This window comes from Caproicibacter fermentans (genome assembly GCF_009746625.1).
GTDB classification, from domain to species: Bacteria; Bacillota; Clostridia; order Oscillospirales; family Acutalibacteraceae; genus Caproicibacter; species Caproicibacter fermentans.
Window position 1 is genome coordinate 115,859 of record NZ_VWXL01000058.1, and the last position, 26,379, is coordinate 142,237.

The 26,379-nt window shown below is 48.5% G+C and carries 27 protein-coding genes and 1 tRNA gene; 22 read left to right on the forward strand and 6 right to left on the reverse strand.

The genetic code is table 11. The features are described 5' to 3' along the window. Positions 1 to 88 precede the first annotated feature (88 nt). The gene (locus tag CAFE_RS11230) at positions 89 to 1,081 is read right to left on the reverse strand and encodes a LacI family DNA-binding transcriptional regulator (protein WP_066643831.1); all 993 of its coding nucleotides are present in this window, start codon (positions 1,079 to 1,081) and stop codon (positions 89 to 91) included. A 477-nt stretch (positions 1,082 to 1,558) separates the two neighbouring features. On the opposite strand from CAFE_RS11230, the gene CAFE_RS11235 reads away from it, so the two are divergent. From CAFE_RS11235 to rpiB, 6 genes are all read left to right on the forward strand, one after another. After that, entirely contained in the window at positions 1,559 to 3,079 is a 1,521-nt protein-coding gene (locus CAFE_RS11235; protein WP_066643832.1) for a sugar ABC transporter ATP-binding protein, read from the forward strand. A 14-nt stretch (positions 3,080 to 3,093) separates the two neighbouring features. Beyond that, positions 3,094 to 4,074, forward strand: a complete 981-nt coding sequence (gene alsC / locus CAFE_RS11240; protein ID WP_156990703.1) for a D-allose ABC transporter permease — start codon at positions 3,094 to 3,096, stop codon at positions 4,072 to 4,074. Positions 4,075 to 4,104: 30 nt separating this feature from the next. Beyond that, positions 4,105 to 4,812: a D-allulose 6-phosphate 3-epimerase gene (alsE, locus tag CAFE_RS11245; protein ID WP_066643833.1), complete on the forward strand. Its 708-nt coding sequence runs from the start codon at positions 4,105 to 4,107 to the stop codon at positions 4,810 to 4,812. Further along, on the forward strand, positions 4,805 to 5,725 hold the full coding sequence (gene alsK, locus CAFE_RS11250) for an allose kinase (RefSeq protein ID WP_066643834.1): 921 nt from the start codon (positions 4,805 to 4,807) through the stop codon (positions 5,723 to 5,725). The genes alsE and alsK overlap by 8 nt, the downstream gene beginning before the upstream one ends. Positions 5,726 to 5,880: 155 nt before the next feature. Next, complete coding sequence (locus CAFE_RS11255; RefSeq protein WP_330593947.1) at positions 5,881 to 6,885, forward strand: substrate-binding domain-containing protein; 1,005 nt, start codon at positions 5,881 to 5,883, stop codon at positions 6,883 to 6,885. Positions 6,886 to 6,995: 110 nt separating this feature from the next. Then, positions 6,996 to 7,475 carry a ribose 5-phosphate isomerase B gene (gene rpiB / locus CAFE_RS11260; protein ID WP_066643836.1) on the forward strand — a complete coding sequence of 160 codons (480 nt, stop codon included), beginning with the start codon at positions 6,996 to 6,998 and terminating at the stop codon, positions 7,473 to 7,475. 824 nt (positions 7,476 to 8,299) lie between these two features. Here rpiB and CAFE_RS11265 read toward each other — a convergent pair. Next, complete coding sequence (locus CAFE_RS11265) at positions 8,300 to 8,443, reverse strand: hypothetical protein (protein ID WP_156990704.1); 144 nt, start codon at positions 8,441 to 8,443, stop codon at positions 8,300 to 8,302. Positions 8,444 to 8,807: 364 nt separating this feature from the next. On the opposite strand from CAFE_RS11265, the gene CAFE_RS11270 reads away from it, so the two are divergent. The 5 genes from CAFE_RS11270 to CAFE_RS11290 all read left to right on the forward strand — a co-directional run bounded on the left by CAFE_RS11270 (position 8,808) and on the right by CAFE_RS11290 (position 13,839). Beyond that, entirely contained in the window at positions 8,808 to 9,587 is a 780-nt protein-coding gene (locus CAFE_RS11270) for a DeoR/GlpR family DNA-binding transcription regulator (protein WP_066643837.1), read from the forward strand. A gap of 3 nt (positions 9,588 to 9,590) precedes the next feature. After that, the gene (locus CAFE_RS11275) at positions 9,591 to 10,898 is read left to right on the forward strand and encodes a four-carbon acid sugar kinase family protein (protein ID WP_066643838.1); all 1,308 of its coding nucleotides are present in this window, start codon (positions 9,591 to 9,593) and stop codon (positions 10,896 to 10,898) included. Between the two features lie 23 nt (positions 10,899 to 10,921). After that, on the forward strand, positions 10,922 to 11,926 hold the full coding sequence (gene pdxA, locus CAFE_RS11280) for a 4-hydroxythreonine-4-phosphate dehydrogenase PdxA (RefSeq protein ID WP_066643839.1): 1,005 nt from the start codon (positions 10,922 to 10,924) through the stop codon (positions 11,924 to 11,926). Positions 11,927 to 11,954: 28 nt separating this feature from the next. Next, entirely contained in the window at positions 11,955 to 13,331 is a 1,377-nt protein-coding gene (locus tag CAFE_RS11285; protein WP_066643840.1) for a GntP family permease, read from the forward strand. Between the two features lie 328 nt (positions 13,332 to 13,659). Beyond that, complete coding sequence (locus tag CAFE_RS11290) at positions 13,660 to 13,839, forward strand: hypothetical protein (protein ID WP_156990705.1); 180 nt, start codon at positions 13,660 to 13,662, stop codon at positions 13,837 to 13,839. Between the two features lies 1 nt (position 13,840). Here CAFE_RS11290 and CAFE_RS11295 read toward each other — a convergent pair. Next, positions 13,841 to 13,916, reverse strand: a tRNA-Trp gene (locus CAFE_RS11295). 453 nt (positions 13,917 to 14,369) lie between these two features. On the opposite strand from CAFE_RS11295, the gene rpsU reads away from it, so the two are divergent. From rpsU to CAFE_RS11350, 11 genes are all read left to right on the forward strand, one after another. Then, positions 14,370 to 14,546 (forward strand): 30S ribosomal protein S21, encoded by a 177-nt coding sequence (gene rpsU / locus CAFE_RS11300; protein ID WP_066643841.1) that lies wholly within the window; start codon positions 14,370 to 14,372, stop codon positions 14,544 to 14,546. A 91-nt stretch (positions 14,547 to 14,637) separates the two neighbouring features. Further along, the gene (locus tag CAFE_RS11305) at positions 14,638 to 15,153 is read left to right on the forward strand and encodes a YqeG family HAD IIIA-type phosphatase (RefSeq protein WP_066643842.1); all 516 of its coding nucleotides are present in this window, start codon (positions 14,638 to 14,640) and stop codon (positions 15,151 to 15,153) included. Between the two features lie 13 nt (positions 15,154 to 15,166). After that, entirely contained in the window at positions 15,167 to 15,604 is a 438-nt protein-coding gene (gene aroQ / locus CAFE_RS11310) for a type II 3-dehydroquinate dehydratase (protein ID WP_156990706.1), read from the forward strand. A 109-nt stretch (positions 15,605 to 15,713) separates the two neighbouring features. Further along, positions 15,714 to 16,271, forward strand: a complete 558-nt coding sequence (gene efp, locus CAFE_RS11315) for an elongation factor P (RefSeq protein ID WP_066643843.1) — start codon at positions 15,714 to 15,716, stop codon at positions 16,269 to 16,271. A 49-nt stretch (positions 16,272 to 16,320) separates the two neighbouring features. Next, complete coding sequence (locus tag CAFE_RS11320) at positions 16,321 to 16,791, forward strand: CD1247 N-terminal domain-containing protein (protein WP_066643844.1); 471 nt, start codon at positions 16,321 to 16,323, stop codon at positions 16,789 to 16,791. A 153-nt stretch (positions 16,792 to 16,944) separates the two neighbouring features. Next, positions 16,945 to 17,631, forward strand: coding sequence for a Crp/Fnr family transcriptional regulator (locus CAFE_RS11325; RefSeq protein ID WP_066643845.1), 687 nt, complete (start codon positions 16,945 to 16,947; stop codon positions 17,629 to 17,631). Between the two features lie 34 nt (positions 17,632 to 17,665). After that, positions 17,666 to 18,712, forward strand: a complete 1,047-nt coding sequence (locus CAFE_RS11330; protein WP_156990707.1) for an ABC transporter substrate-binding protein — start codon at positions 17,666 to 17,668, stop codon at positions 18,710 to 18,712. Beyond that, positions 18,690 to 19,490, forward strand: coding sequence for an ABC transporter permease (locus CAFE_RS11335; protein ID WP_156990708.1), 801 nt, complete (start codon positions 18,690 to 18,692; stop codon positions 19,488 to 19,490). The genes CAFE_RS11330 and CAFE_RS11335 overlap by 23 nt, the downstream gene beginning before the upstream one ends. Further along, positions 19,480 to 20,109 carry an ABC transporter ATP-binding protein gene (locus CAFE_RS11340; RefSeq protein ID WP_066643848.1) on the forward strand — a complete coding sequence of 210 codons (630 nt, stop codon included), beginning with the start codon at positions 19,480 to 19,482 and terminating at the stop codon, positions 20,107 to 20,109. Before CAFE_RS11335 ends, CAFE_RS11340 begins: the two co-directional genes overlap by 11 nt. Positions 20,110 to 20,211: 102 nt before the next feature. Beyond that, positions 20,212 to 22,122, forward strand: a complete 1,911-nt coding sequence (locus tag CAFE_RS11345; protein WP_066643849.1) for a nucleoside-diphosphate sugar epimerase/dehydratase — start codon at positions 20,212 to 20,214, stop codon at positions 22,120 to 22,122. Positions 22,123 to 22,232: 110 nt separating this feature from the next. Then, complete coding sequence (locus CAFE_RS11350) at positions 22,233 to 22,997, forward strand: NYN domain-containing protein (protein WP_066643850.1); 765 nt, start codon at positions 22,233 to 22,235, stop codon at positions 22,995 to 22,997. A gap of 63 nt (positions 22,998 to 23,060) precedes the next feature. Here CAFE_RS11350 and CAFE_RS11355 read toward each other — a convergent pair whose 3' ends face one another. Genes CAFE_RS11355 through CAFE_RS11365 form a run of 3 tightly spaced genes read right to left on the reverse strand, consistent with a single transcriptional unit; the run spans position 23,061 to position 26,337 of the window. Then, positions 23,061 to 24,104, reverse strand: a complete 1,044-nt coding sequence (locus CAFE_RS11355; RefSeq protein WP_156990709.1) for a glycosyltransferase — start codon at positions 24,102 to 24,104, stop codon at positions 23,061 to 23,063. Next, positions 24,101 to 25,264 (reverse strand): glycosyltransferase family 4 protein, encoded by a 1,164-nt coding sequence (locus tag CAFE_RS11360; protein WP_066643852.1) that lies wholly within the window; start codon positions 25,262 to 25,264, stop codon positions 24,101 to 24,103. Before CAFE_RS11360 ends, CAFE_RS11355 begins: the two co-directional genes overlap by 4 nt. Positions 25,265 to 25,296: 32 nt before the next feature. After that, a complete protein-coding gene (locus CAFE_RS11365; protein WP_066643853.1) occupies positions 25,297 to 26,337 on the reverse strand; it encodes a nucleotidyltransferase family protein in 1,041 nt (346 codons plus the stop codon). Between the last annotated feature and the right edge of the window lie 42 nt (positions 26,338 to 26,379).

Here is a 26,379-nt window from a genome sequence, read left to right on the forward strand (position 1 = left end):
AACCCATCCGAAGCGCTGAGCGAGAAGGGTTCTTTTCGATGATCTGACCACGCATTCGCTGCGCAGTATTTGTAAATTCAGCCCCTGTTTAAGTGGTACCGCGTTCTATGACGGATACCGGCAGCACAATATGCTCGGAGCCGCCGCTTGCAGCGTCTTCAATCCGATTCATCAAAATTTCCACCGCCTTTTTTGCCATCTGGTTGCAGTCCTGATGGACGGTAGTCAGTGCCGGATAGCAGCGCTGACTGACCGCGCTGTCATCATAGCCGATGATTTTTACCTTCCCCGGTACGTCGATGCCGTTTTGCTGCAGCGCCTGCAGCGCGCCGTAAGCGCGCAGATCATTGGTAGCGAAAACGCCGTCGAAATTCAGACTTTTATTCGCTAGGTAGGAAACGAGATGCCTCGCTCCCTCGTAATGGTCGCTTTCGTCGCTCAGTTCCACCATAAGCTCTTTGTCAACGGCGATATTGTGGTCCTTTAAAGCATCGAGGTAGCCCTGCTGCCGTTCCAGATTTACGGAAAGCGGCCGTTCCCAGCCGAGAAGCATGATTCGCTTGCAGCCCTTGTGGATCAGCAGTTCGGTTGCCATATATCCGCCCAGATAATTGTCGGATTCCAAACAGATAAACTGTTCCGTATCAATCGGGACCCGGTCGATGAAAACAACGGGAAAATTTGCGCCGGCGGCGAGGGTTCCGAGCGCTTTGCTTCCTACAAAGCAGATCATGGCAGCAACCTTGCAATTGTTAAATTCCATAAAATAAAAATTTTCCCTCTTGCTGTCCTCGTTCGCATTACAAATAAACGCGGAATAGCCGTATTCGAACAGATATTTTTCCAATGCAACACAAAGTTGTGCGAACCACTCATTCGACAAATCCGGCACCAGAATGCCGATCCGTTTGCTGGTATTTGAGCCGGTGCTATAGCCGGTCTTCTGAATCGCTTCATGAACGGCTTTCTTTGTCGCTTCGGAATAACCTCCTTGGTTATTGATCACACGCGAAACAGTCGCGGTAGAATATCCGGCCTTTTTTGCAATATCCCGGATGGATAGCGGTTTCTTTTTTTTCATAACAGCTCTCACTCGATTTCCTTTTTTTAAAAAGGTTCCGTCGCCTGGGACAACAGAACGTCTGGTTTTCTTTACGCTGAAATAACGTAACGTTCCGTTCGCAGGTCCGCGAGACGGAAGCCTGTTTTAAATCAGCTCTTTGTCGGATTCCATTCCTCTTTTTATCTACTATATTACAGGTTCGCTCTTCTGTTGTAAAGTGAAAATAGAAATTTCGTCCGGGATTTTAAAAACTGCGTTACTCAATTTTAACGTAACATTAACACGATCACAAGTGAATATTAACAAATTTAATAAAATGCATTGACTACTCAAATCATATTTGCTACACTATAAACACTTTAATGAAATGTTACTTTAAATTATTTAGAAATGTTACTAGATTCAGGCTTTAATATGGCTTTAATGATCTGTTTCTAAAAAAGGATTTTTATCCCCAAGAGCGATCGAAAAGCATGTTTCAGAAAGAAGGATTTTATGGAACCTTTGATAAAGATGGTCGGCATAACGAAGGTTTTTCCCGGCGTAAAAGCATTGAATAACATTTCGCTAGACATTATGCCGGGCGAAGTCCACATATTGCTGGGAGAAAACGGCGCGGGCAAATCCACCCTGATGAAAATACTCAGCGGGGTCTATCAGCCAACCTTAGGCAAAATCATCATAGGCGGCAAAGAGTATAAAAGCCTGACCACAAAAGATTCCTATGATGAGGGCGTTGCAATTATTTATCAGGAACTGAGCGTCATCAATGAACTTTCCATCCTTGAGAATCTCTTCGTCGGTAAGCTACCCACCGTAAAGAAGTGCGGCATTTCCGTTGTGGATTACAAGACCATGGAAGAAAAAGCCGCCGCGATGCTTCAGAAGGTCGGCGTTCACCGCCCGCTGAAAACCTTTGTGGAGGATCTGACCATGCCGGAAAAGCAACAGGTCGAGATCGCTAAGGCATTGGTCTCCGACGCTAAGATCATCATCATGGATGAACCGACTACATCGCTGACCACTGCGGAAACCGACAATCTTTTCGCTTTAATCCGCAAGCTGAAAAGCGAAAACAAAGGCATCGTCTACATCTCGCACAAAATGGATGAGATCAAGAAAATAGGAGACCGTGTTACGGTGCTAAAGGACGGCACGTACGTAGGTACCCGACGTGTGGATGAGGTCACGGTTGACGAATTGGTCACCATGATGGTTGGGCGAGAAATCAAAGGAACCTATTTTGGCAACCCGGACGTCGATCTTACAAAACAGCCCATTCTATTTGAAGCGAAAAACATCACACGCTCCGACGGCAGATGCAGAAACATATCCTTTCAGCTTCATAAGGGCGAAATACTGGGATTTGCCGGTCTGGTGGGAGCGGGACGCACAGAAACGATGGAAGCTATCTTCGGCGCGCATCCGAAAATCAAGGGGCAGGTTTTTTTGAACGGGCGGGAGCTGCATATCACCAGCCCCTATTCCGCCATTAAGCAGGGCCTCGGCATGGTGACCGAGAACCGCCGTGAAACGGGTATCATCGACAATTTTAATGTCAAGCAGAACATCTCGATGGTCCCGTATCTTAAGCAGTCAAGCGCTGGCGGGATCGGAGGCTTTCTCGACGGAAGACAGGAGGTTCGGTGGGCTGAAGAGCAGAAGGCGAATCTGCACATCAAATGCACCGGTATCAATCAAATGGTCGTCGATCTTTCCGGAGGCAACCAGCAAAAAGTTATACTCGGAAAATGGCTGGCGGCGAATACCGAGGTTATTATTTTTGACGAACCGACAAAGGGCATTGATATAGGAAGCAAAAGCGAAATTTATCAGCTGATGCGAAAGCTTGCCAACGAAGGCAAGGGCGTTTTAATGATTTCTTCGGAACTGACCGAACTTCTGAGCGTCTGCGACCGAATCGCGGTGTTTCGCGAGGGAGAAATCCGCATGATTTTTAACAGCGCGGAGGCCAGTGAAGAGAAGATCGTCAAGACCAGCACCGGTGAATATTGAGGAGGAAACGAATCATGAGCGAGACAGGCATAAAGAAAAATTCACAAAATTTTGGAATATTATGGCAGAGATACGGTACCTTCGGCATTTTGTTTCTTCTGCTGGTGGTGCTGGCCATTGCCCAGCCGGGCGCAATCTTTAATTCCTCGGCCGTTCCTCAGATGCTCAAGCAGTCCGCCGTTAATATCCTACTGGCGTGTGGCGAATTCTTTGCCATTCTGATCGCGGGCATCGACCTGAGCGTCGGCGCGGTCTGCGGCCTTTCCGGCATGGTGGCCGCCGAACTGATGGTTTCCGCGCATATGCCATGGGTCCCGGCCTGTATCATTGGCGTTCTGTGCGGCACGTTTTTCGGGTTTCTAAACGGTCTGTTGGTTAACAGGACGGGCCTTCACCCCTTTATCATCACCTTGGGTACCCAGTCTATTTTTTTCGGCGTCATGCTGGTTGTTTCTCATTCCGCGAACATCTACGGTTTTCCCGCATCGTTCTCCAGCATGATAAATGCCAGTTTATTCGACTTCTTTCCAATCTCCGCGATTATTGCGTTGCTTGTCGCCGTCGTACTGTGGTTCTTCACCACGAAGACCAAGGCGGGCCGCAACACGTATGCTTTGGGCGGGAATAAAGAGGCTGCATGGTACTCCGGAATCAATGTTCCCTTACATACGCTGATCGTCTTTATCATTTCCGGCACCTGCGCGGGCATTGCCGGGATCGTACTGATGGGCCGTTTGAATTGTGCGGACCCCGTTGCGGGTACCGGATATGATACCTATGCGATCGCGGCCGCCATCATCGGTGGCACCAGCTTCATGGGTGGCAAAGGTAAAATCCCGGGCGTCGTCATCGGCGGCTTTATCATCGGCATTATCAATTACGGCATGACAGCACTCATGATTGACAGCTCGTACCAGAAAATCATGATGGGTGCCCTGATCATCATATCTGTCGCTATCGACCACTTTGTCTCGGTATCCACCAACGAAAAATAATTCTATCTATCCAAAGCGAGGTTATTCCAAATGAAACCACTTTTTAACCCCTCCCTGATGTGCATGAACTTTCTTGACATTAAAAAGCAGATCGAAACGTTGAACACACGCGCCGATATGCTCCATTTTGATTTGATGGACGGGCATTTCGTTAAGAATATCACCCTGTCCCCCGATCTTGCCAAAACGATTGCGCCGCTCTGTGCCATTCCGATGGATTTTCATCTGATGTGTACTGATCCCGCCGATTATCTTTCTCCTCTCGCGGAGGCGGTAGCGTCGATGAACAAAAAAGGGATTCAAAGCTATTTCAGCCCCCATGCCGAAGTGATCAACGGTCGGGGCTTCCGGCTGATGGAAGCAATCCGCGCCGCCGGATTTAAGACCGGCATCGCCGTCAATCCGGAGACGCCCCTTTCGATGATTCAGTCCTATCTGCACAAGCTGGACAAAATCACCTTCATGAGCGTAGACCCCGGTTTCGCGGGGCAGCCCTTTATTCCGGAAGTGCTGGATAAAATCCGCGAGGCAAAAAGGATCAAGGAGTCCGACGCTCAAAAATACCATTATATTCTTGAAATCGACGGGTCCTGCAATAAAAACACCTTTAAAACGCTGGCCGACGCAGGCGTCGAATCTTTTATCGTCGGTTCTTCGGGACTTTTTCGGAACGATCCGGACTTAACAAAAGCCTGGGACATCCTGACTGAGCAGTTTGATGGTGCCGTCAATGGATGAATATGTATTGGGAATCGATATCGGGGGAACCAATCTCCGAATGGGTACCGTCACAAAGAACGGCGTCCTGTCCAACTTTGAGCGCAAGTCCAGCGCATCTTTGCTGAAAGGAAATGCGTCCGGAAATCTTATGAAAGAAATTAACGCCTACATAGACCGCTACCGTCTGCGCGAGCAAGTGATCGGAATTTGCATCGGCGTTCCAGCAACCGTTAATAAGGATAAAAGCTTTATCTTTTCTGCCCCCAACCTCCACGGTCTTCAAAATATCGATCTGGGGCGCCTGATCAAGGAATCGACCGGGATTCCGACCATAGTTGACCGCGATGTGTATTATCTTCTGATGTACGATATTATGACCATGAATCTGGATCCGAATCACGACAAAACCATACTGGGGATTTATATCGGAACGGGGATCGGTAACGCAATTTATATCAACGGCAAGGTATATGTCGGCAAAAACGGCGTCGCCGGAGAGTTGGGGCATATTCCCATGTATCATAACAGCGAGGCCTGCATGTGCGGCAACCGCGGATGCGCGGAGGTGGTGTGTTCGGGGCTGAAGCTGGAAAAGCTGGCGAAGGAAAAATTTCCCGACTGCCGTGTCCGAGATATTTTTTTGAAGCATGGGGACAGCCCTGAAATAAAGGAGTTCATCGATACGCTTTCGCTGCCGGCCGCGACTGAAATCACTTTACTGGACCCCGATTTTGTGATTATTGGCGGTGGAGTGACTATGATGAAGGATTTTCCGTTCGACGATTTTCTGGATGCGATCCGCGCACATACGCGCCACCCGATGCCAGCGGAGAGCATCTGCTTCCTGAAGTCGAAGAAATCCCAAACCAACGGCGTGATCGGCGGATCCTATGCAACGTTCGACACTTTGAAACGGTATTATAATAGCTGAATAACAGCTTATTATAAAAAAAGAACCGGTTTTCATCAGGGAGAAGAAGGGCGTGGAACTTTTATGCCGGACACATCAAATACGGTGTAAAATGTACCGTATCAGTGATCTTTAATCTAATGAGAACGGGATCTAAAGAAAGGTAGTATTGAAAAGTGAAAAAATTGTTGTGTCTGATTCTGTCAATTGCTGCGGCACTGCCGCTGGCAGCCTGTGCTTCCGGCGGCGCCGCTTCCTCCGCCGCAGCGCCCGCCGCAGATTCCGCTAACGCGGATGTCAAAAAATATGCCGTGATCCTGAAAACCAAGAATACGGACTTATGGAGCAAAATGTACACAGGCATCGAAGCCGAGGGCAAAGCAAAAGGATGGCAGGTTGACCTGTACACCGCGAAGTCGGACGACGATACGGAAGGTCAGCTCGCAATTCTGGAATCCTGCCTGACCAAGGACTATGCGGGCATTGCAATCGCTCCTTGCTCTGCGGTGAATATGATAACCGGCGTGAAGGAGGCCAACGGCAAGGGCATCACCATTGTCAACATCGATGAAGAATTTGACCCGAAGCAGATGGAAAGCCAAGGCGCTACCTGTTCCGCCTACATAGCAACCGATAACAAAGCGGTCGGTAAAAAGGGCGCGGAATTTCTTTGCAGTCAGATTGATCCGAACAGTCAGGTCGGCGTTATTGAAGGCAAATCAGGCAACGTTTCCTCCGAAGACCGCGCAGGCGGCGCCAAGGAAGCGTTCAAGGCAAAGGGGATGAAAATCGTAGGCGACCAGTGCGCCGACTGGGATATGCAGAAGGCTCTTGACACCGCAGCTACATGGATTCAGCAGTATCCGGATATAAAGGCGATTTACTGCTGTAACGATACGATGGCAATGGGTGCTATGCAGGCGATTATAAATGCGAATAAAGTTGGGAAAATCAAGATCTGCGGAACCGACGGCGACACGGACGCCATTAAATCGGTTTCCGAAAACAAGCTGACCGCAACCATTGCTCAGGATTCCGCCGCCATCGGATCCATTTCCCTCGACAAGCTGGTTGATGCCGTCGAGAACCCAAGCAAATATAAGGCTTCCTGCGAGCCGGAAAAAACACCGATCAATTCGGTGCTCATTACGGCCGAAAACGCAGCCCAGTACCTGAAATAAAGCTTATCCCTGTTTTTTCCGTTGCTATAGAAAAAAACCCGCGGCCAAAAGTGAAAGGCCAGCTTTGCCCCGGCCCTTCACTTTTGGACTTTTGTTAGGAGTGATCTATGATGAAGCTCGCCATCGGCAACGATCACGTCGCCGTCGAAATGAAAAACCAGATCAAAGAGTACGTGGAATCGAAGGGCATTGAAGTAATCGACGTCGGTACCAACAGCACGGAGCGGTTCAACTATCCGATCAGCGGGTACAAGGTTGGCAAACTGGTGGCTTCCGGCCGGGTGGACGGGGGGATACTGATCTGCGGAACCGGCATTGGGATCAGTCTTGCCGCCAACAAAGTAAAAGGAATCCGCGCTTGTGCCTGCAGCGAACCTTATTCCGCAAAGCTGAGTAAGCAGCACAACAACTCCAATATCATCGCTTTCGGCGCCCGGGTCATCGGTGTCGAGACGGCAAAAATGATTGTGGATGAATGGCTGAATGCTAGCTATGAGGGCGGGCGGCATCAGGTCCGGATCGATATGATTTCTGAAATTGAAAATACGGACAGACTGAGCGCGGCAGACGGGGAGCAGATGGAGTTTTAAGTCTTGCGCGCCCGCAGTTTAAGTATCCCCTTCCGGGGTTATCTTTTGGACGGTTTAGGTCGGAATCTGCTGCGTACAGAGTCTTGTCTTCGACGGGGTTGCGTACGCGTCGGCGACAAGACCGCTTTCGCGGGAAAAGCGTCGTGCTGTTTCCGGGCAGGTGTCCCGCGTTGTGAAAAGAAGAATAAGGATGACTTCTTTCCGGATTGAGACCATGTCGGAAGGAAGTATTTTATTGGTCGGCTCTGGAAGCGGAAATATGCTTTTTCAGCGTCTTAAATATGATTTCGATATGTGGGGTTTTATTTCAAACAGCCCGTGGACAAGTACGATTCGTTCGTAGGGGAAGTTGTTGTACTTTCCGTTTTCGCACCCGCAGGAGAGGAAAGACCGAAAGCAAGTAAAAACAAAAGCATAAAAGAGATTATTTTATTTTCCAGTTTCATCTTCGACTGCCTTTCTAATTTTATTTAATTTGTCCATATAATACTATTGTTTGATGATTTTGCAATAAACAATTTTGCAATTTTGTCATAAGAAGCGCCCGACAGACCGACAGGACTGTGGCACCGGGGTGAAATATGCAACCGTCTCAAAGCCCAAACTCTTACCCGGACTTCGGTTCGCATAGCACCCATTGGAGCGATATTTGGCCGGGCGCCCTTATTTTAGTCACCGGTGAGAATCAACAGAACCAATATCCTTTGCCAACTGCAAAGCTGTGGCTATTGCCACCAAGAGTTCATTGGACGAAATACGTCATCCATATTCATGAATTTTTGTCGACATTTTTGGAACGAAATTTGCCGAAAATAACGCTTCAGTTAACTCAGAATTGCAATTTTCGCTGTAGGTTTTCTTCCTTGTGAAGAATAGGCGCGATACAGTTCCCCATAATCCAGTTCCTCAAGTTGGGCGCTGGCAAGCCGTACCGGATCATCCTGCGGTATTGTAATTTCCATATCCATTGGGAGCGTTACCTGTTGAAATTTCCGATCGAATCTGTTATGCTCTATAGATTTTAAATTTTTTCCATAACATATAAAGCAAAAAGTCGGAACAGCCATCCCCTTTATGGACGGTTGCTCTTATTTTTTCGGGTGTTTTGCAGCAGCCCCTTCTTTTGTCTTACAGCGATGCTACATTAAAATGTTCGATTTTGTTTGATTAACAAGGAATGATTCATGAATATAGATAATTTAGCTTTTTAAAATCTGTGAAAATCAATAAATTTGTACTATATCTATTGACTTGTTTCATATATAAAGTATAATAAAATTACATAAACAAACATTTTCAATCATTATAGAACAATTTGGTGGTGATTTTAAAATGCTTTCTCAAGAACGTGTTGCTCAGATTCTGGAATTCATTAATGAACATGGGTCCGCTCGTGTAGAGGAGCTTGCAAGCACGCTGAACGTCAGTGAAATGACAATCCGGCGCGACCTTGAAAAGTGCCAGAAGAAAGGGCTGATTCAGCGCTGCCATGGCGGGGCTGTTTTAAAAAGGCCAAACGAACGGGAACAGCCTTATGAAGATAAGCAGTGCATTCATCAGGATCAAAAACGAAAAATAGCGGAAATCTGCGCCTCGATGATTCCCGACGGTGCAACCGTATATCTTGACGCCGGGACGACAAATTATCAGATCGCGGAGAGAATTTTCCGCATTCCCGACCTGACCGTTGTTACAAACGACGTAATGATCGCGGCCATGTTGCACCAGCGGGACATACGCCTTCTAGTCGTCGGCGGCGAAGTGCAAAACTCAACGGGAAGCACGCTGGGCCCGTTCGCGGAGCAGATGCTCCGCAGTATCCGAATTGATCTTTCCTTTATGGGAGCCGCGTCTATCGACCCTGACTACAATGTCATGACACCGACGATCGAAAAAGCCTTTTTAAAAAGGCTGGTGACCGAAATATCGAATAAAAGCTACCTGGCCGCCGATGCCTCTAAATTTGACCGGCAGTCTATGGTTTTAATCAACAACCTGAAGGATTACGCCGGAGTCGTCACGGACAGGGCTTTTACGGACGCCGAAGAAAAACAGATTCATGACATGCAGATCAATATCATACCGGCTGGAACTGCCGGGGAGGAGCGATGAGACATGCTTCAATGCGCCGTAATCGCGGATGATTTGACCGGAGCAAACGCCAGCGGTGTTTTGCTGACGAAAATCAATTTAAAAACGTATACGGTTATGAACCGGGAACGGCTGTCCCTTGACAACCTTTCGTCCTGCGACTGTGTGGTTTATCCGACTGACAGCCGGAGCGTGGACAAAAAAATTGCCTATAACCGCGTTTACAATGTTGCCAACCTGTTGAAGAGCCCCCGGATTAAGCTATATTCCAAACGAATCGACAGCACTCTGCGGGGCAACTTGGGAAGTGAGACGGACGCGCTGCTGGACGCTCTGGGCGACTCAAAGCGGGTTGCCATGGTGGTTCCCTGTTACCCCACTTCCGGGCGCGTCCTGGTCGGAGGGTATTTGCTGGTAAACGGGCTTCCGCTCAGCAGAACCGAAGCTGCGGTGGACCCCAAAAACCCAATCGGCACGTCGGAAGCCGCCGCTCTGTTTCGAGAACAGTCCCGATATCCCATCGGCTCCATCCTAATTGCAGATCTTGCAAAAGGCTGGCCGCATGTGACGCAAAAAATTTGCCAGCTGCAGGAGAAAGGAATCCGTATCATTCTATTTGATGCTGTTACGCAGGAAGATATTGAATTGATTTCAGAAGCGGTTTTAAAAAGCGAAGTCCCGTTTATCGCGGTTGACCCGGGGGTTTTCACCGCGACACTCTCCAGAAAAATGATTCAGCCCCAGACCGCCGGAAAAAAGCAGCGGATTCTCGTCGCAATCGGCAGTGTAAACGCGGTTGCCAAAGTCCAGGTGGAACAGTTCCTTCTGTCCCGGAACGTGTACAACTGCTATATTAACACAAAAGAACTGCTGGAAGGAGAAGAACGGCGGGAACGGGAAATTGTACGCGTTACGGAGGATGTTTTATCAAACTGCGAAAGCTATGATGTTTGCAGTATCATCGGTTCCGGGATTCTCCCTGAAAAAAGAGTCTCTTTCGAGCCCTATATGGAGCGTTTGGGGTGCACCGCGAACGAGCTTTCCGCCAAAATCAATCAATCTATCGCGCAAATGACGGAAAACATTTTATGCTCCGACCAGAATTTTAAAGGCCTCTACTCCTGCGGCGGGGATATCACGGTGGCAGTCTGCCGCCGCCTTGAAGCAGTTGGACTGCGCCTGCTCGGCGAAGTCATCCCGCTTGCTGCATACAGCGAGCTGATGGGAAGCCGCTGCGAACATCTGAAGATTATTACAAAAGGCGGCATGGTTGGGGACAAAAACGCCATCGTGACCTGTATACAATATTTAAAGGAAAAATTAATGATTTAATTGCCTGAAAGGGGAAAATCAACATGAAAAAACCAATCATTGCCATACCAATCGGAGACCCTGCTGGAATCGGGCCTGAAATCACCGTCCGTGCCGTTTCGGATCCCGTCGTGAAGAACGCAGCCCGCTGCGTAGTGGTGGGTGACCGAAACGTGGTGGAAAACACCTATCAAATCACCGGAATTCCTTTACACACAAATGTTATCGAAAATCCGGAAGACGGGGATTATTCGGACGGAGTTCTCAATTTGGTCAACGTTGAAAACATCGAACTGCCAAAGCTTGTGATTGGTCAGATCAGTGGCATGTGCGGCAAAGCCGCTTACGAATACATTGCAAAGAGCATCGAGATCGCAAACGCCGGGAAAGCGGACGCAGTTGCCACAACGCCGATCAATAAAGAATCTTTGAAAAAAGGAGGGGTACCCTACATCGGTCATACGGAAATCTTCGGCGCGCTCACGCACACCGAAGACCCGTTGACAATGTTCGAAGTCCGCGGCCTGCGTGTTTTCTTCCTGTCAAGGCATGTGTCTCTTCAAAAAGCGTGTTCCATGGTAACGAAAGAGCGCATTATGGATTACGTAAAACGCTGCACGCAGGCGCTCGCAAAACTCGGCGTTACGGAAGGAACTATGGCGGTTGCGGGCCTGAATCCGCACAGCGGGGAGCACGGCCTGTTCGGAGACGAGGAAGTCCGTGAAGTCATACCGGCCGTTGAGGAATTAAAGCGGCTGGGCTACCGTGTTGAAGGGCCAATCGGCGCCGATTCCGTGTTCCACCTTGCGCTGCTGGGCCGTTACAACAGCGTCCTGTCCCTGTACCACGATCAGGGGCACATCGCTACAAAGACACTGGACTTCGAACGGACCATTTCCATCACGTCAGGCATGCCGATCCTGCGGACTTCAGTGGATCACGGCACCGCTATGGACATTGCGGGGAGCGGTACCGCAAGCTCTGTCAGCATGGTTGAGGCTATCCTGCTGGCTGCAAAGTATTCCCCCGCATTTACAGGCAAAGGGTAAAATGTGATTAGGGAAGGAAGTTGTATTGATGCAAGCTCCTGTATCCGGAACTCAAATGCTGTTTGCTTTATTCATCGGTCTTGTTCTGCTGGTTTTGTTGATTCTAAAAACAAAAGTACATGCGTTTGTTGCTCTGATTATTACCGCTATTACAATTGGACTCATCGGAGGAATGAGCACGCAAGATACGGTCGGCGCAATTTCAGAGGGATTTGGCGGCACTCTCGGCAACATTGGAATCATTATTGGGTTCGGCGTCATGATGGGTGAAATTTTCGAAATGTCCGGCGCCGCCGAAAAAATGGCGAAAACCTTTTTAAAATTATTCGGTAAAAATCATGAGGGAATCGCCCTTGCGTTGACCGGATTTCTGGTTGCCATCCCAATTTACTGCGATTCCGGTTTCGTCATTCTCGCGCCTTTGGCCAAGGCAATCTCCAAAAACACGAAGAAATCCATTGTGGCGCTCGGAGTTCCTCTGGCCGCCGGACTGGTTATCACCCATACGCTGGTTCCACCGACTCCGGGGCCGCTGGGTGTAGCCGGCACGTTTAATGTCGATGTCGGGCAGTTTATTCTCCTCGGAATTGTCATTTCTCTGCCGATGGCGGCCGTTTGCCTGAGCTATGGAAGCTGGCTTGGAAAAAAGATTTATCAGCTTCCCTCCGAAGACGGGGAAAGTTGGGTGCGCCTTCCCTATTCGGGTCCGAATTATGACTTATCCATGGAAAACGACGGCAAAAAGCTTCCCTCCGCCTTTGTGTCGTTCCTGCCGATTCTGTCGCCGATCGTCTTGATTCTGCTTAACACGGTTTCCTCGGCCCTCGGCCTGAAAGGCGGAGTATTCTCCGTTTTGATCTTTCTGGGCACACCGATCATAGCGGTTGCGATCGGGCTTTTGCTTGCCATTTACACCCTTGCCCGTCAGGTGGACAGAAAAACAGTTCTGGACAGGATGGAACAGGGAATCAAATCTGCTGGCATTATTATCCTTGTCACAGGCGGAGGCGGAGCGCTCGGCAAAGTTTTGCAGGTCAGCGGTGTCGGCAATTTCATCGCGGAGCAAATTTCAAAAACATCCATCCCGGTTATCCTGCTTCCTTTCCTGATTGCAACACTTGTCCGCTTCACACAGGGGTCCGGAACCGTGGCGATGATTACCGCGGCAGGAATCACTGCCCCCATCGTGCAGGCTGCCGGCGGAAACATGCTTCTCGGCGCGTTTGCCGCATGTGTCGGCTCCCTGTTTTTCTCCTACTTTAACGATAGCTTCTACTGGGTTACGACCCGGCTGATGGGAATCAATGAAACAAAGGAGCAAGTGCGTGTCTGGTCGGTTACAACAACCATTGCCTGGGCAGTCGGCTTTGCCGAACTTCTGATTCTCAATATCTTTATGCACTGATACCGCTGTAACATAATATCAAGTGGCTGTTGTAAACTGATATGCTTCCTCTATGAAAGACAGTGAAAAGAAAAACTGTCAACGATAGGGGGAGCATTGTTATGAACGAAAGATCTGTCCGGAAGAAAAATATTGAGCAGCGCAAGAAACAATTAGCTATGAGACTGAGATAACGGAATATACAATAAATTTATTATATGAATTATATTATACGAGAAAGTTCTGGTTCGAATCAATGATAATGTAAATATTTGGATTCCTTTGGTCAAATGTATAAATTACATAATAAAGAGTTTTTAGACGTACTAGTTCAAATGGAATTTTCTAAATGAATTTCATTTATAGCTTGAAACTGCTACCAAGAGGAGAGAATGGCTTAGAATATGTAACAAAGAAGCCGCCATCCCGGTTTCCCGGAACAGCGGCTTCTTTCACCGTTTCTTTGGTAGCCAAAAATCAAGAATTAAAACCCCACTGGGACAAATCAACAGGTTATTTTTGGCTGTGAGTGGCAGGGGCAGAAGGATTTGAACCCTCGGCACGTGGTTTTGGAGACCACTGCTCTACCAACTGAGCTATACCCCTATCTGGACGTTTCCTGTGACGCGGATATTATTTTATCATCTTTCAGGTTGTATGTCAAGGGCAGAGGGAGATTTAAGTCATGTATTCAAACATTTATTGCATGTCCAAAGTTAATTTGTACGAAGGAGGAACCTGTAGGATCGCGAGAAAAGCGATCGGCCGGGTGTCAGGCCCCTGTCAAAGGTGATGAACGTTTACTCCACCAATTCAGTCCCATTGCATTTTCACGTTTCAGTAAATGATTTTATGATAAAATATATTACAAAAAATATTATATAATAGATAAAGGATAAAGAAAGAAATCGATTTAGTATTCTAAAGTTGACCGGCTTAATTTATGGTTTCTTTTAACTGCCACATTTGACTTGACAGATTCAGGTAATACCTATATAATTATTCTATGTAATATGACTTACAAAACCCCTGCCTTTCGGCGGATGGGAGGGAAGATAAATGGCTGAAATCCGAGTAAAAGAGAATGAATCTCTGGACAGTGCTCTTAGACGGTTTAAAAAGCAGTGCGCCAGATCTGGAGTGATCGCGGAAGTTCGCAAAAGAGAAGCTTATGAAAAGCCCTCTGTTAGGCGGAAGAAAAAATCTGAAGCGGCACGCAAACGCAAGTTTAAGTAAGTTGCTGCTTGCTGCCAAACGATAGTAAAAAAGCGGGCATTATGCCCGCTTTTTTAAACGAATTTCACGATCGTGTACAGGGGGTGCTTTTTTGTCTTTGTTTCTGCCGACAGTTTCCGTTGGGAAAGCGACGGATATCACTCCGGAATTGATCCGTGCCATGGACGCGAATGCAATTCTGCTTGATGTTGACAATACGCTTGCTCTTCATGGTTCGCAAACGCCTTTTCCGGGTACGGTCGAATGGGCAAAGCATATGCGCAAGGCAGGAATCCGCCTTGTATTGGTCTCAAATAATTTCAAAAAGCGTGTTGAGCCGTTCGCTGCAAAATATGGTCTTCCATTTCTTTCGCTTTCGCTGAAACCTTTTCCGGCGGCGTATCATCGCGCCGTCAGGCGCCTTGGCGTTGAACCGGGGGAGGCCGTGGTGGTCGGCGACCAGATTTTCACGGACGTTTTCGGTGCGAATTGGGCCGGCATCAAATCCATTCTGCTGGTCCCCGCGGGTATGGAGCAATCCCTTTCTTTCAGACTGCGGCGCGCTTTGGAAAAGCCAATCAGAAGAAAAATCAAGGAAAAAGGCTGCGGAAGCCAATTTACAAAATAAAGGATGATGGATTTTGGGCCATAAAAAAATTCTGATCCTTCTCGGACCTAATCTGAATATGGTCGGGGTCCGCGAAAAGGGAGTTTACGGCGATGAAACTGCGGAAAGCATCAACCGTCAGATTGAGGAGCATGCGAAGAGTCTGGGATACGAATGTGAGATTTTTCAATCCAATCATGAGGGGGAACTGATTGACCGGATTCACGCCGCAAGAAACGTTTATGACGGCGTTGTAATAAACGCGGGGGCGCTGACGCATTATAGTTATGCGCTTCGCGACGCAATCGCGTCCGTAAGGATTCCTTTTATCGAGGTGCACATGAGCAACATTTACGCTAGAGAGGAATTCCGCCATAAAAGCGTTATTTCCTGCGTTTGCGCGGGACAAATCGCCGGCTTTGGGAAGAACAGTTACTTTTTGGCGCTTCAGGCTCTTCATGATCTGATTTAAAAGATTCTTTTCGTTGTTTACCGTGCAGATTTGTTAAAATTCGCTTGAAAAAGCGTCTTAAATATTATACACTATCTTTACAGGAAAAAGTAAACGGAGGATTAAACCAATGATATCAGCAGGCGATTTCAGGAATGGCGCAACATTTGAGATGGACGGAAACGTCTATTCTATTATTGAATTTCAGCATGTAAAACCGGGTAAGGGCGCGGCGTTTGTCCGCACGAAAATCCGCAACGTCATTTCCGGGGCGGTCACCGAAAGAACCTTCAACCCTAATGATAAATTTCCAACCGCATTTATTGAGCGCAAGGATATGCAGTATCTTTATAACGACGGTGATCTGTATTACTTTATGGATCCGGAGTCGTTTGAACAGATTCCGATCAGCGCAGGCGTGCTGGGCGACAGTTTTAAATTTGTAAAAGAGAATATGGAGTGCAAAATCCTTTCTTACAAGGGAAACGTCTTCGGCGTTGAGCCGCCTAATTTTGTAGAGCTTGAGATTATCAAGACAGATCCCGGCTTTAAGGGAGACACCGCAACGAACGCAACAAAACCTGCAACGGTGGAAACCGGCGCTGAAATTAGGGTCCCGCTGTTTATCAATGAAGGTGAAAAAATCCGTATTGACACCCGAACCGGTGAATATATGGAACGCGCTTAACTGATACTATTCTTTGGAGATCGGATTGAAATAAAAAGGGGGCACTGTAATGAAAAACACAGAACGAGTATCCTATATCAGGGGTCTGGCGGAAGGCTTGGAGCTTGATGAAAACAAAAAGGAAGTTAAAGTTCTGAATGCGATCATTGATCTTCTGGACGACATGGCTTTGACCATGAAGGAAATGGAAGACAATATGAACGACATGGCTGACCAGCTGGATGCTGTGGACGAGGATCTTGGTTCCCTTGAAGACGACTTTTATGACGACGGGGACGAAGAGGACGGTTTTGGCGACGAAGAAGATGTCGTAGACGATGACGACGACGACGGAATTGATGAAGCTGAATGCTATTATGAGGTCACCTGCCCGAACTGTCATGAAACGGTCTGCCTCTCGGAAGATCTTGTCAAGGACGGGCAGATTGACTGCCCAAACTGTGGGGAAACGCTGGAATTTGATTTGGACGACGCTGAGGATGCGCCCTGCACTTGCGAATCCTGCAAAAGGGACGAGTAGAAACACCTTTTTCCTGCAATTTTCCGGCACCGCTTTTAGCGGTGCCTTTTTTCGTTGTGAGATCGTATCGGCGCTTTCCATTAGTTGACAGATGGATGGCGATCAATTATAATTATCACAAACCTGTATCATATGATACGTTTCGGAGGAGTTATGAAAGAAATCAGAAAAACAAAAAAGTATGGTCAGGTATTATCCAAAATATTTTTATTCCATGGTGTCGGTCCGGAATTGTCTGAATCGGCATATGAGTCTTCTCAGTGCACCTGCGCGGAGTTTGAACAGGGAGAAGATATTTATACCAGAACGGATTTTCAAAGAAGTATCGGCATTGTGTTGTCCGGCGGGCTGAAGGCAATCAAGGGCGGCGGTCAGGGCATTGTTTTGAATACATTTGAAAGCGGCGGCATATTCGGGGTTGCGGGGCTGTTCAACAGCTCCTGCCATTATGTATCCGAAATCGTTGCGACGCGCCGCAGCCGAGTTCTGTTTTTGCCGCAGGCTTTACTCAAAGACCTGATTTACCGCGAACCGCGTGTTGCGGAAAATTATATCACGTTTCTCTCCGGCAGAATTCGCTTTTTAAACATCTGCATTGATCATTTTACAGGCGGTTCTGCGGAAGCGAGGATCGCTCATTTCCTGGTGGCGCTGGGAGAGGGCAAGCACGGTCCCTTTGAGCTGCCTTGCTCGCTGACTCAGCTTTCGGACACGCTCGGAATCGGACGCGCTTCCCTGTATCGGGCGCTGGGTACGCTGGTCGGCAGCGGGCTGATCAAGCGCAGCGGCAGATGGGTGGAAATTTTGGATCCGGAAGGCTTAAAGAACGCAAGGTTCTGAAAGATAAATTGAAACGAAAGAGGTATTTCTTGGAATGAAACGATCGAAACGAATCGGAGCGCTGACTCTGGCGGCAGCACTGCTTTTTACCATCACTGCGTGTTCTTCATCCGGTCAGGAGAGTTCAAAGGGTTTACAAGCAGCTTCCACAATTTCTTCTTCCAATAGCAGCAGTGATTCGGCTAAGACGGTGGTTCGCGTTGCCGGACTGAAGGGGCCCACGGGCCTGAGTATGGTCAAGCTGATGAGTGACAGCAGGAACGGGGACGCGTCGGAAGACGATCAGTTTACGGTGGTATCATCTCCGGATGAAATCGTGGCGAAGATCAGCAGCGGAGAAGTTGACGTTGCAGCTGCTCCGACCAATCTCGCAGCTGCCCTTTACAATAAGACGAACGGCGGGGTCCAGCTGGCGGCGGTTACGACTTTGGGCGTTTTATATGTTCTGACCGCCAACGGCGAAACCATCAAAAGCCTTTCGGACCTGAAAGGGAAAACGGTCTACTCTTCCGGGCAGGGCGCAACCCCGGAATACGCTTTGAATTTTATCCTTCGACAGAATGGACTTGAGCCGGGAAAGGACGTCACTGTGGAGTATGAGGCGGAACACGCGGAGCTTGCCTCCATGATGATCGCGGGAAAGGTGAAAATCGCCGTGCTGCCCGAGCCGTTTGTAACACAGGTTTTGTCAAAAAACAGTACGGCAAAAATCGCGCTGAATCTGACGGACGAGTGGAATAAGGCGGCAAAAAAGCAGAGCGTACTGACCATGGGCTGTCTGATTGTAAGAAAGAAATTTGCACAGGAAAACAAATCCGCGCTGGACTCTTTTTTAGCTGATTATAAGTCGTCAGCGGATTATGTCAATTCCAATCCCGGCAAAGCGGCCGTACTTTCCCAGCAGTTTGGAATGATGGACAGCGCCGTTGCGGAAAAGGCGATACCGAACTGTGCGATTGTTTATATGGACGGAACGGAAATGAAGGAAAAAATCCCTGAATTTTTAAATGTCTTGTATCAGGCAAACCCGAAATCGGTTGGAGGAAAACTGCCGGCAGATGATTTCTATTATCAAAAGTAAGAAGATTCTCCGCCGCTTTTTCGTCGGCTGTATTTCCATCACCTTCTGGATTTGCGTCTGGCAATGGGCTTATTTGGCGGTGGGGGAGGAGATTCTTGTCGTTTCTCCCCTGGAAGTCCTGAATCGGCTTGGTGTTTTGCTCCGCCATTGGAGCTTTTGGATGACTGTGATTCTTTCCATGTTCAGAATTTTGGAAGGATTTCTTCTGGGGATTTTTCTGGGGACCGGCTTCGCGATTCTGACGGAGGTCTCCCGTGTCGGAAGTGCTTTACTGCGCCCGGTCATTGGAATCATGAAGGCTACGCCGGTTGCTTCCTTTATTATCCTTGCCCTTGTATGGATGAAATCGTCCCAGGTTCCGGTGTTTGCCTCCGTTTTGATCGTTCTGCCGATTCTGTGGGCGAATGTATCGGAGGGAATCAGAAAAACGGACCGCAGCCTGCTGCAAATGGCGGAAATGTATCGCTTTGGCAGAGTCGGAACGGTTAAAAAGGTTTATCTGCCTTCCGTCCTTCCGTATTTTACCGCCGCCTGTACAACGGGAATGGGGATGGCGTGGAAAGGCGGAGTTGCCGCTGAGGTCCTGTCTTCTTTACCGCTTTCACTGGGCGGAGAAATCTACCGCTCAAAAATATATCTGGAAACTACGGATCTGTTTGCCTGGACCGCCGTCGTAATTTTGCTCAGCGTATTGCTGGAGCGTGCGATGCTGTGTGCCGTAAAAGCCGCGGGGGTAAGGTTCGGATTTTATTCCGGGGAGGGATACGATGAGCATTGAAATCCGCAGTGCGTCCAAATCGTATCATGGCGCTGCCGTCTTAAACAACTTTTCCCTGTCCCTTCCTTCAACGGGAACAGTGTGCCTGTTTGGCCCTTCCGGCTGCGGCAAAACGACGATTCTGAACTGCATTGCCGGCTTGGAATCCCTTGACTCCGGCCGGATCATCGGAACCGAAAATCTAAAAATATCTTATTTGTTTCAGGAGGATCGGCTTCTTCCCTGGAATACCGCGCTGAAAAATATAGAGGCGGTGCTCCCGCGGAAAAACAGTAGGGCTCTCGCGGCGGAATGGCTGCGCCTTGTGGGACTGGAAGCGGCCGCGGACAAATATCCATGCCAGCTCAGCGGTGGCATGAGAAGGCGCGTCGCAATCGCAAGGGCTCTTGCCTATGGAGGCGATCTGCTTCTTCTGGATGAACCGTTTCAGCGTTTGGACGCGGGCAGCAAAGACAGGATGATGGAGCTAATCGAAAAAAAAACAGAGGGAAAACTGAAAATACTTGTCACACATGACAAGAAAGCAGCGGACCATCTCTCTGATATTATTTATCATTTTGACGGGAAAATGATTAAAATATTGGATAATATAAACAGTGAAAGACAACATTATACCTGAGTAATGAATGATTCACTCCAAAATTAAGAAATTGCTTGTTTATTTTGTCGGGAGTTTGTGCTATACTATTCCGGTTAAAAACTTAAGTATTGGAGTAATTTGATGATAAATAAAAGGGATGGGTTCAAGAAACTGATTCCACAGATCATGATTGACGCGGTATGTATTTTTTTCAGCTATTGGATTGCTTTTGTCCTTCGTTTTGTCGACGAGGGTGGAATTCCGTTCTTCTATGTCGATTCCTTCCGCCTCTGCATTCCGTGGATGACGCTAATCTGTCTTGCGGTTTTCGCGCTTTTTCGCTTTTACAGTACAATGTGGCAATTTGCCAGCTTGGACGAGCTGCTGCAGATTTTCTTCGGAACCACGGCGGCCTGTCTGCTCATTACGATTCTGGGCTATGTCTTGTTTCCTCATCTTATCAAGGATTCCTACGGCTATTCCATTCAGCGCTTTCCGATAACCGTGTATGTGATGGGATGGGTATTGACCCTGTTTTTTATCGGTGCGTCCCGCTTTGGATTCCGGTTGGCGCACAGAAGGAAAAAGAAAGTCCTTCGCGGCGATTCCGGCCTGTTCAGCAGGGTCATGGTGATCGGCGCGGGGGAAATGGGCTCCATGATCATCAAGGATCTGAAATCTTCGCCCCAGTCCCAGGGAACGCCCGTCATCGCGGTTGACGACGATAAAAAGAAGCGCGGTACCCGCATTAACGGCGTCAAAGTCGCCGGTGGAAGAGAGAGCATTCAAAAGCTGGTTGACCGCTACCGGGTCGATCAGATTATTTTGGCAATCGCGACCGCTTCCAACAGGGACAAGCATGAAATTTTGAGAATCTGCGCGGCAACGGGCTGCAAGCTGAAGACGGTGCCCGCGCTTTATGAAATTTTGGAAGGCAACGCGGATCCGCATAAGGTCCGGGACGTGAATATCGTCGATCTTCTGGGCAGGGATGAAATTAACCTGGATGTGGAAAAAATCAGCGGCTATCTGAAAAACAAAACGATTCTCGTTACAGGCGGAGGCGGCTCCATCGGAAGCGAGCTATGCCGTCAGATCGCGATTTTCCATCCAAAGAGACTGATTGTTTTCGATATTTATGAAAATAACGCTTATGAGCTGCAAAACGAGCTGCACCGCCGGTATCCAAAGCTCGATATGGATGTGGTGATCGGTTCGGTGCGTGACAAAAACCGCCTCCGCGGCGTATTCGACGCGTTCCGGCCCGATGTCGTTTTTCACGCGGCGGCCCACAAGCATGTTCCGCTGATGGAACTGAGCCCGGGCGAAGCGGTAAAAAACAATGTGTTCGGAACGCTGAATGTTGCGCAGACCTGTGATGAGTTTCAGGTGAAGCGCATGGTTTTGATTTCAACGGATAAGGCGGTCAACCCGACGAATATCATGGGCGCGACCAAAAGAATCTGTGAACTGATCGTTCAGTATTTCAGCCGTCACAGCAAAACCGGTTTTGTAGCAGTGCGGTTCGGCAACGTTTTGGGCAGCAGCGGCAGCGTGATTCCTCTTTTTATGCGCCAGATTGAGGAAGGCGGGCCCGTTACGGTGACGGATCCTGAGATTGTCCGATTCTTTATGACAATCCCCGAAGCCGCGCGCCTTGTGATTCAAGCGGGCGGTATGGCCAAGGGCGGTGAAATCTTTGTTCTGGACATGGGGCAGCCGGTCAAAATCGCGGATCTGGCGAGGAATCTGATCCGCCTTTCCGGATTAAGACCGGATGAAGACATCAAAATACAGTATACGGGGCTGCGGCCGGGTGAAAAGCTGTACGAAGAGCTTTTGCTTGACTGCGAAGGCGGATGTCAGAAAACATCTCACGAATTGATTTACATTGGGTCACCGATCCCGTTTGACGAAAATACTTTTCTGTCACAGTTGGAAAACCTTCGAAAGGTTGCCGGCGTCAATAACCCCAAAATGCTTGAGCTGGTACATGAGCTGGTTCCAACTTACTCGGGACATGCTGAGAAAACGGACCTTCTTGCAAAGTAGAGAAAGACATTTTTTTAGCGGACTGGACGGTTGTCTTAAATTCTGGTACAATGGAACTGGAAGGAATAGCCTTTCTCCATTGGGGAAGAATTATATATTGAGGTGCGTATATGGCTGATGAAAAACGGTTTGCCGTTCTGATCGACGCTGATAATGTTTCTGAGAAATATGTTAAATTTATACTGGATGAAATATCAAACGATGGAATCGCGACAATTAAGCGGATTTACGGGGACTGGACCAAGCCTACCATGAGCTCCTGGAAAAACGTTTTGCTGGATAATTCCATTACTCCAATTCAGCAGTATGGGTATACGACGGGCAAAAACGCGACGGATTCCGCAATGATTATCGACGCGATGGATATATTATACGCGGGTAACATTGAAGGCTTTTCCATCGTTTCCAGCGACAGCGATTTCACCCGTCTTGCATCCAGGTTAAGAGAGTCCGGGATGTATGTGGTCGGCATGGGTGAAAAGAAGACGCCAAACGCTTTTATTGCCGCATGCAACAAGTTTAAATATCTGGAAATTCTGGCACAGACTCCGATTCTTACGGATGATCAGCCGTCGGAGGCTGCGGTCGAACAGGTCAGCGGTCTGGATCACACGTCGTTGAACGAAGTCCGCAATACCATACGGACGATCGTGGATGAAACATCGGATGACGATGGATGGGCGGCCCTCGGGGATGTGGGGAACATTCTGAATAAGCGTTACCCGGACTTTGATGTACGAAACTACGGATTTAAAAAACTGACTCCGTTTATCAATTCCCTGAAAGTGTTTGAGATACGCTGCAGCCGCAGCAAGGACGGGCATGTTCGTCTGATTTTTGTCCGCGAAAAGGGACGGCGCGGTTCAAAGTCTTAAAAAAAGAACATGCAACGGGAAAGGCCTTTCAAAAGACTTTTCCCGTTGTTTTTTGAAGAATCCTCAGGACGGAATCGCCGTAAGATTTTCATCGGTCAGCTTTTCTCTTTTTGCCGTAAGCGCGGAGATCATCCAGCAGACAATGCTCTCCGCTCCTTCGTTCCGGTTTATTCCGATTTTGGTCAGTCCGTCGCGGCAGCCGCCGGTTTCCCGGTCAATTAGCGATTTTTTCAGTGAATTGTCGCCTAAATACCAGCGATAGCATCGTAGTGCGGACTCACGGTACCCGGGTTCACCGGTTAGGCGATACGCGGCAAGGCAGGCGAGCATGGTGCAGCAGGCCTCCACGGGCTGCTCATCAAATTCGGCGGGAGAGCCGCCTCTTTGATACCATCCTTTGCACCCGATCGGATGAAAGATTCCATCTTTTATGGTCGCTGAAAGCAGAAAGTCGAGACTTTCGAGCGCAACGCTTGCGGCTTTTTTCAGATGAGCCTTTTCGTTGGCGCATAACAGCGAAAGCGGGAGTATCCCGCTGCAATACGTCATCTGATCTTCAAACCATCGCCAATCCTCTCTGCGGCTCTGCGCATATGTATCGACGATGGATTCGCACAGCGCTTCTGCTCCGGGAAGTCCGGCTGGCTCACCCCACAGCAGCAGGCCCGTCAGCGCATAGGCTTTTCCTTTCAAATACGAAAGGCTGGAACAGCTTCGATACGTTTTTAAGAGCAGCTTTTGTGAGGCCTGTAAAATGGAAGACGGGAGGTCCTTGCGGCCGGCGGTGAACCCCAACGAACAGATACAGCGCCCAAAGGAATCTTCTGAACCGCGTTTTTCCAGAAACCTTCGGTCATAGCCCATAAAGTTTCGGAACCAGCCTCTTTTTTGCGCAAACAATAAAAAGGAAGTATAGCGGTAAAGAAGGTCTTCATATTTCTTTTCAGGGGACAGCTCGTACAGCAGGTCCGCCATAATCAAAGCCCGTGCGTTGTCGTCCAGCGTGTAGCCTTCCGTTGGGTCCGGCACACCAGAAACGGCATGCTGAAGCATGCCGGTATCGTCGGTGATGCGAAAAACATACCTGTCGTCGATCAGTTCATTCATGCCGGTGGTTCCTTTCCTCTCTGAAGTTCCGCTTGAAAGAGATGCAAATAATGAAGAGATACCTCTCCCCAATACATGGTTTTACCAAGTTCCTGTGTTCGTCTTTCCATTTCTTCCTGCTGTTCCGGGTGTGTCATAACTTCTTCAATCCGTTCTGCAAGTGTCGCGGGGCTGCGGAAGTCAGCCAGAAGGCCCCTTCCGTCTTTCAGCATTTCTTCGGCGTACAGGTAAGGAGTGGAAATGATTACTCTGCCGTATCCCGCCGCATAGGCGAGAGTTCCGCTGACAGCCTGATCCTTGCCAAGGTACGGCGTCATATACACATCGGATAATTGAAGATACCGGATGATTTCTTCTATTTTTAAATAGCGGTTTACAAAACGGACTTTTTCTTCAAGACCGAAATTCTTTACGGTGCGTTCCAGCTTCTCGCGGTATTTTTCACCGTCTTTTCGTTTTACGACGGGATGTGTCTGGCCTAGAATAAAATATAGAATATCCGGATGCTTTTTGGCCACTCTCGCGATTGCTTCTATCCCGTACTCCAATCCTTTTCCCGGACTGATGAGTCCAAAGGTGCTGACAATAAAGCGACCGGTCAGACCCAGCTCTTTTTTCAAAGTATCCCGTTCGGTTGAGGGATATTCGGGAACCCCGTGGTGAACCACTTCTATTTTTGTTCTCTCGATTCCATAAGTGTTTTGCAGAATATCCACGGTGTTGCTTGCCATGGTTATGATCTTTCGGCTTTTGGCAGCCAGAGTACTCATGATTTCTTTCTGCGATTCTGCCGGATTCGGCAGGACCGTATGGAGTGTGACAAAGTAGGGGATTTTCAGCCTGCTGGTCAAATTCAAAAGAAATTTTCCCCATTTTCCCCCGAAAATCCCGTACTCATGCTCAACCATTAAAAGATCAAAGCCGGAGCTGTTGATTTTTTCCGCGGCTTCGGCATATGCTTCTTCATTTTGCTGTTCAATTGTAAATTTGACTCTGGGAGGATAGGAATACTCCGAATCGCTGACCGCGGCGACCGATGTGTCTACCTGCCCGGTCTTTTCAAGTTCGCAGATCAAATCCTGTGTGAAGGTTGCAATTCCGCAGGCGCGCGGAGGATAGGTGCTTAAAAACAGGATTTTGATTTTTTTATCTTGACTCAATTTGTGACAATCCTTTCTTCCATAAGTGCTGATTATATGACCAGATGCCGTTTGCTTTCCTGGGAGTAGATGGTATTTGCGCACTGAATACCGCTTCCGATTCTGCACCCCGCGGTAACAACGGATTTGGTGATGCTTACCCCGCTGCCGACCGAAACGTTGTTCCAAAGAATACTGTCGCTGATGACGCACCCCCTTCCGCTTTCAAACCCGCTGCCGACAACGACATTCGGCCCGACAGTAACATTGGCTCCTATCCGGACATCGTCACCAAACCATACGGGTCCGATGACCCTCGCGGTGTCGTGAATCTGAATTCTCTCCAGACCGTAGATGCGATTCGTCAGAAAATTGTTCTCCGGTATTTTACACAGCCCGCTGAAAATATCGGCGTGGACACGCATGTATTTTTCAGGCGTTCCGATGTCGATCCAGTAGGTGCCGCCGCGGTAGACCGCGATTTTATACCCATTCTGTAAAAGAGCCGGGAACGTTTCCTTTTCAACGGAAACAACCCGGTTAGAGGGAATCAGGTCCAGTACCTTCGGATTGAAAACGTAAACACCGGCATTGATAAAATCGGATTTTTCTTCCCCCGGTTTCGGCTTTTCGGTAAATGTGGTTGCAAAGCCGAATTCGTCATATTCAATCACGCCGTAACTGGAAGGGTTTTGAACCCGTGTGGCCGCAATGGTGACATCCGCACGTTTCTTTTTGTGAAACGCGACCATGTCGTTCAAATCTATATTGCTGACAATATCGGAGTTGAAAATGATAAATGTGTCGTTAAAATAGTCGGCGCAGTTTTTGATCGCGCCGCCGGTCCCCAAGGGAATATCTTCACAGACATAATGAATGTTTACGCCAAATTCACTGCTGGAAAAATATTTTTCAATATCATCGGCCCGGTAGCCGGTGCTGAATACAACTTTATTTACGCCGCATTCTTTCAGCGCTTCAATACTGCGCTCCAGAAGCGGCCGGCCCATAACGGGGACCATCGGTTTCGGAAGATGGTCCGTCAAAGGCCTGAGACGAGTCCCTTTTCCCCCTGCGAGAAAAAGTGCTTTCATACGATTTCCCCCTTGTTTTATAATCAGAATGATTGAGCTGCT

What these genes read in the sequence shown, in the direction of transcription:
- CAFE_RS11230 (WP_066643831.1), bottom strand. Translation starts at nt 1,081, where the DNA reads ATGAAAAAAAAGAAACCGCTATCCATCCGGGATATTGCAAAAAAGGCC.
- CAFE_RS11235 (WP_066643832.1), top strand. Translation starts at nt 1,559, where the DNA reads ATGGAACCTTTGATAAAGATGGTCGGCATAACGAAGGTTTTTCCCGGC.
- alsC (WP_156990703.1), top strand. Translation starts at nt 3,094, where the DNA reads ATGAGCGAGACAGGCATAAAGAAAAATTCACAAAATTTTGGAATATTA.
- alsE (WP_066643833.1), top strand. Translation starts at nt 4,105, where the DNA reads ATGAAACCACTTTTTAACCCCTCCCTGATGTGCATGAACTTTCTTGAC.
- alsK (WP_066643834.1), top strand. Translation starts at nt 4,805, where the DNA reads ATGGATGAATATGTATTGGGAATCGATATCGGGGGAACCAATCTCCGA.
- rpiB (WP_066643836.1), top strand. Translation starts at nt 6,996, where the DNA reads ATGAAGCTCGCCATCGGCAACGATCACGTCGCCGTCGAAATGAAAAAC.
- CAFE_RS11265 (WP_156990704.1), bottom strand. Translation starts at nt 8,443, where the DNA reads ATGGATATGGAAATTACAATACCGCAGGATGATCCGGTACGGCTTGCC.
- CAFE_RS11270 (WP_066643837.1), top strand. Translation starts at nt 8,808, where the DNA reads ATGCTTTCTCAAGAACGTGTTGCTCAGATTCTGGAATTCATTAATGAA.
- CAFE_RS11275 (WP_066643838.1), top strand. Translation starts at nt 9,591, where the DNA reads ATGCTTCAATGCGCCGTAATCGCGGATGATTTGACCGGAGCAAACGCC.
- pdxA (WP_066643839.1), top strand. Translation starts at nt 10,922, where the DNA reads ATGAAAAAACCAATCATTGCCATACCAATCGGAGACCCTGCTGGAATC.
- CAFE_RS11285 (WP_066643840.1), top strand. Translation starts at nt 11,955, where the DNA reads ATGCAAGCTCCTGTATCCGGAACTCAAATGCTGTTTGCTTTATTCATC.
- CAFE_RS11290 (WP_156990705.1), top strand. Translation starts at nt 13,660, where the DNA reads ATGAATTTCATTTATAGCTTGAAACTGCTACCAAGAGGAGAGAATGGC.
- rpsU (WP_066643841.1), top strand. Translation starts at nt 14,370, where the DNA reads ATGGCTGAAATCCGAGTAAAAGAGAATGAATCTCTGGACAGTGCTCTT.
- efp (WP_066643843.1), top strand. Translation starts at nt 15,714, where the DNA reads ATGATATCAGCAGGCGATTTCAGGAATGGCGCAACATTTGAGATGGAC.
- CAFE_RS11320 (WP_066643844.1), top strand. Translation starts at nt 16,321, where the DNA reads ATGAAAAACACAGAACGAGTATCCTATATCAGGGGTCTGGCGGAAGGC.
- CAFE_RS11325 (WP_066643845.1), top strand. Translation starts at nt 16,945, where the DNA reads ATGAAAGAAATCAGAAAAACAAAAAAGTATGGTCAGGTATTATCCAAA.
- CAFE_RS11330 (WP_156990707.1), top strand. Translation starts at nt 17,666, where the DNA reads ATGAAACGATCGAAACGAATCGGAGCGCTGACTCTGGCGGCAGCACTG.
- CAFE_RS11335 (WP_156990708.1), top strand. Translation starts at nt 18,690, where the DNA reads ATGATTTCTATTATCAAAAGTAAGAAGATTCTCCGCCGCTTTTTCGTC.
- CAFE_RS11340 (WP_066643848.1), top strand. Translation starts at nt 19,480, where the DNA reads ATGAGCATTGAAATCCGCAGTGCGTCCAAATCGTATCATGGCGCTGCC.
- CAFE_RS11345 (WP_066643849.1), top strand. Translation starts at nt 20,212, where the DNA reads ATGATAAATAAAAGGGATGGGTTCAAGAAACTGATTCCACAGATCATG.
- CAFE_RS11350 (WP_066643850.1), top strand. Translation starts at nt 22,233, where the DNA reads ATGGCTGATGAAAAACGGTTTGCCGTTCTGATCGACGCTGATAATGTT.
- CAFE_RS11355 (WP_156990709.1), bottom strand. Translation starts at nt 24,104, where the DNA reads ATGAATGAACTGATCGACGACAGGTATGTTTTTCGCATCACCGACGAT.
- CAFE_RS11365 (WP_066643853.1), bottom strand. Translation starts at nt 26,337, where the DNA reads ATGAAAGCACTTTTTCTCGCAGGGGGAAAAGGGACTCGTCTCAGGCCT.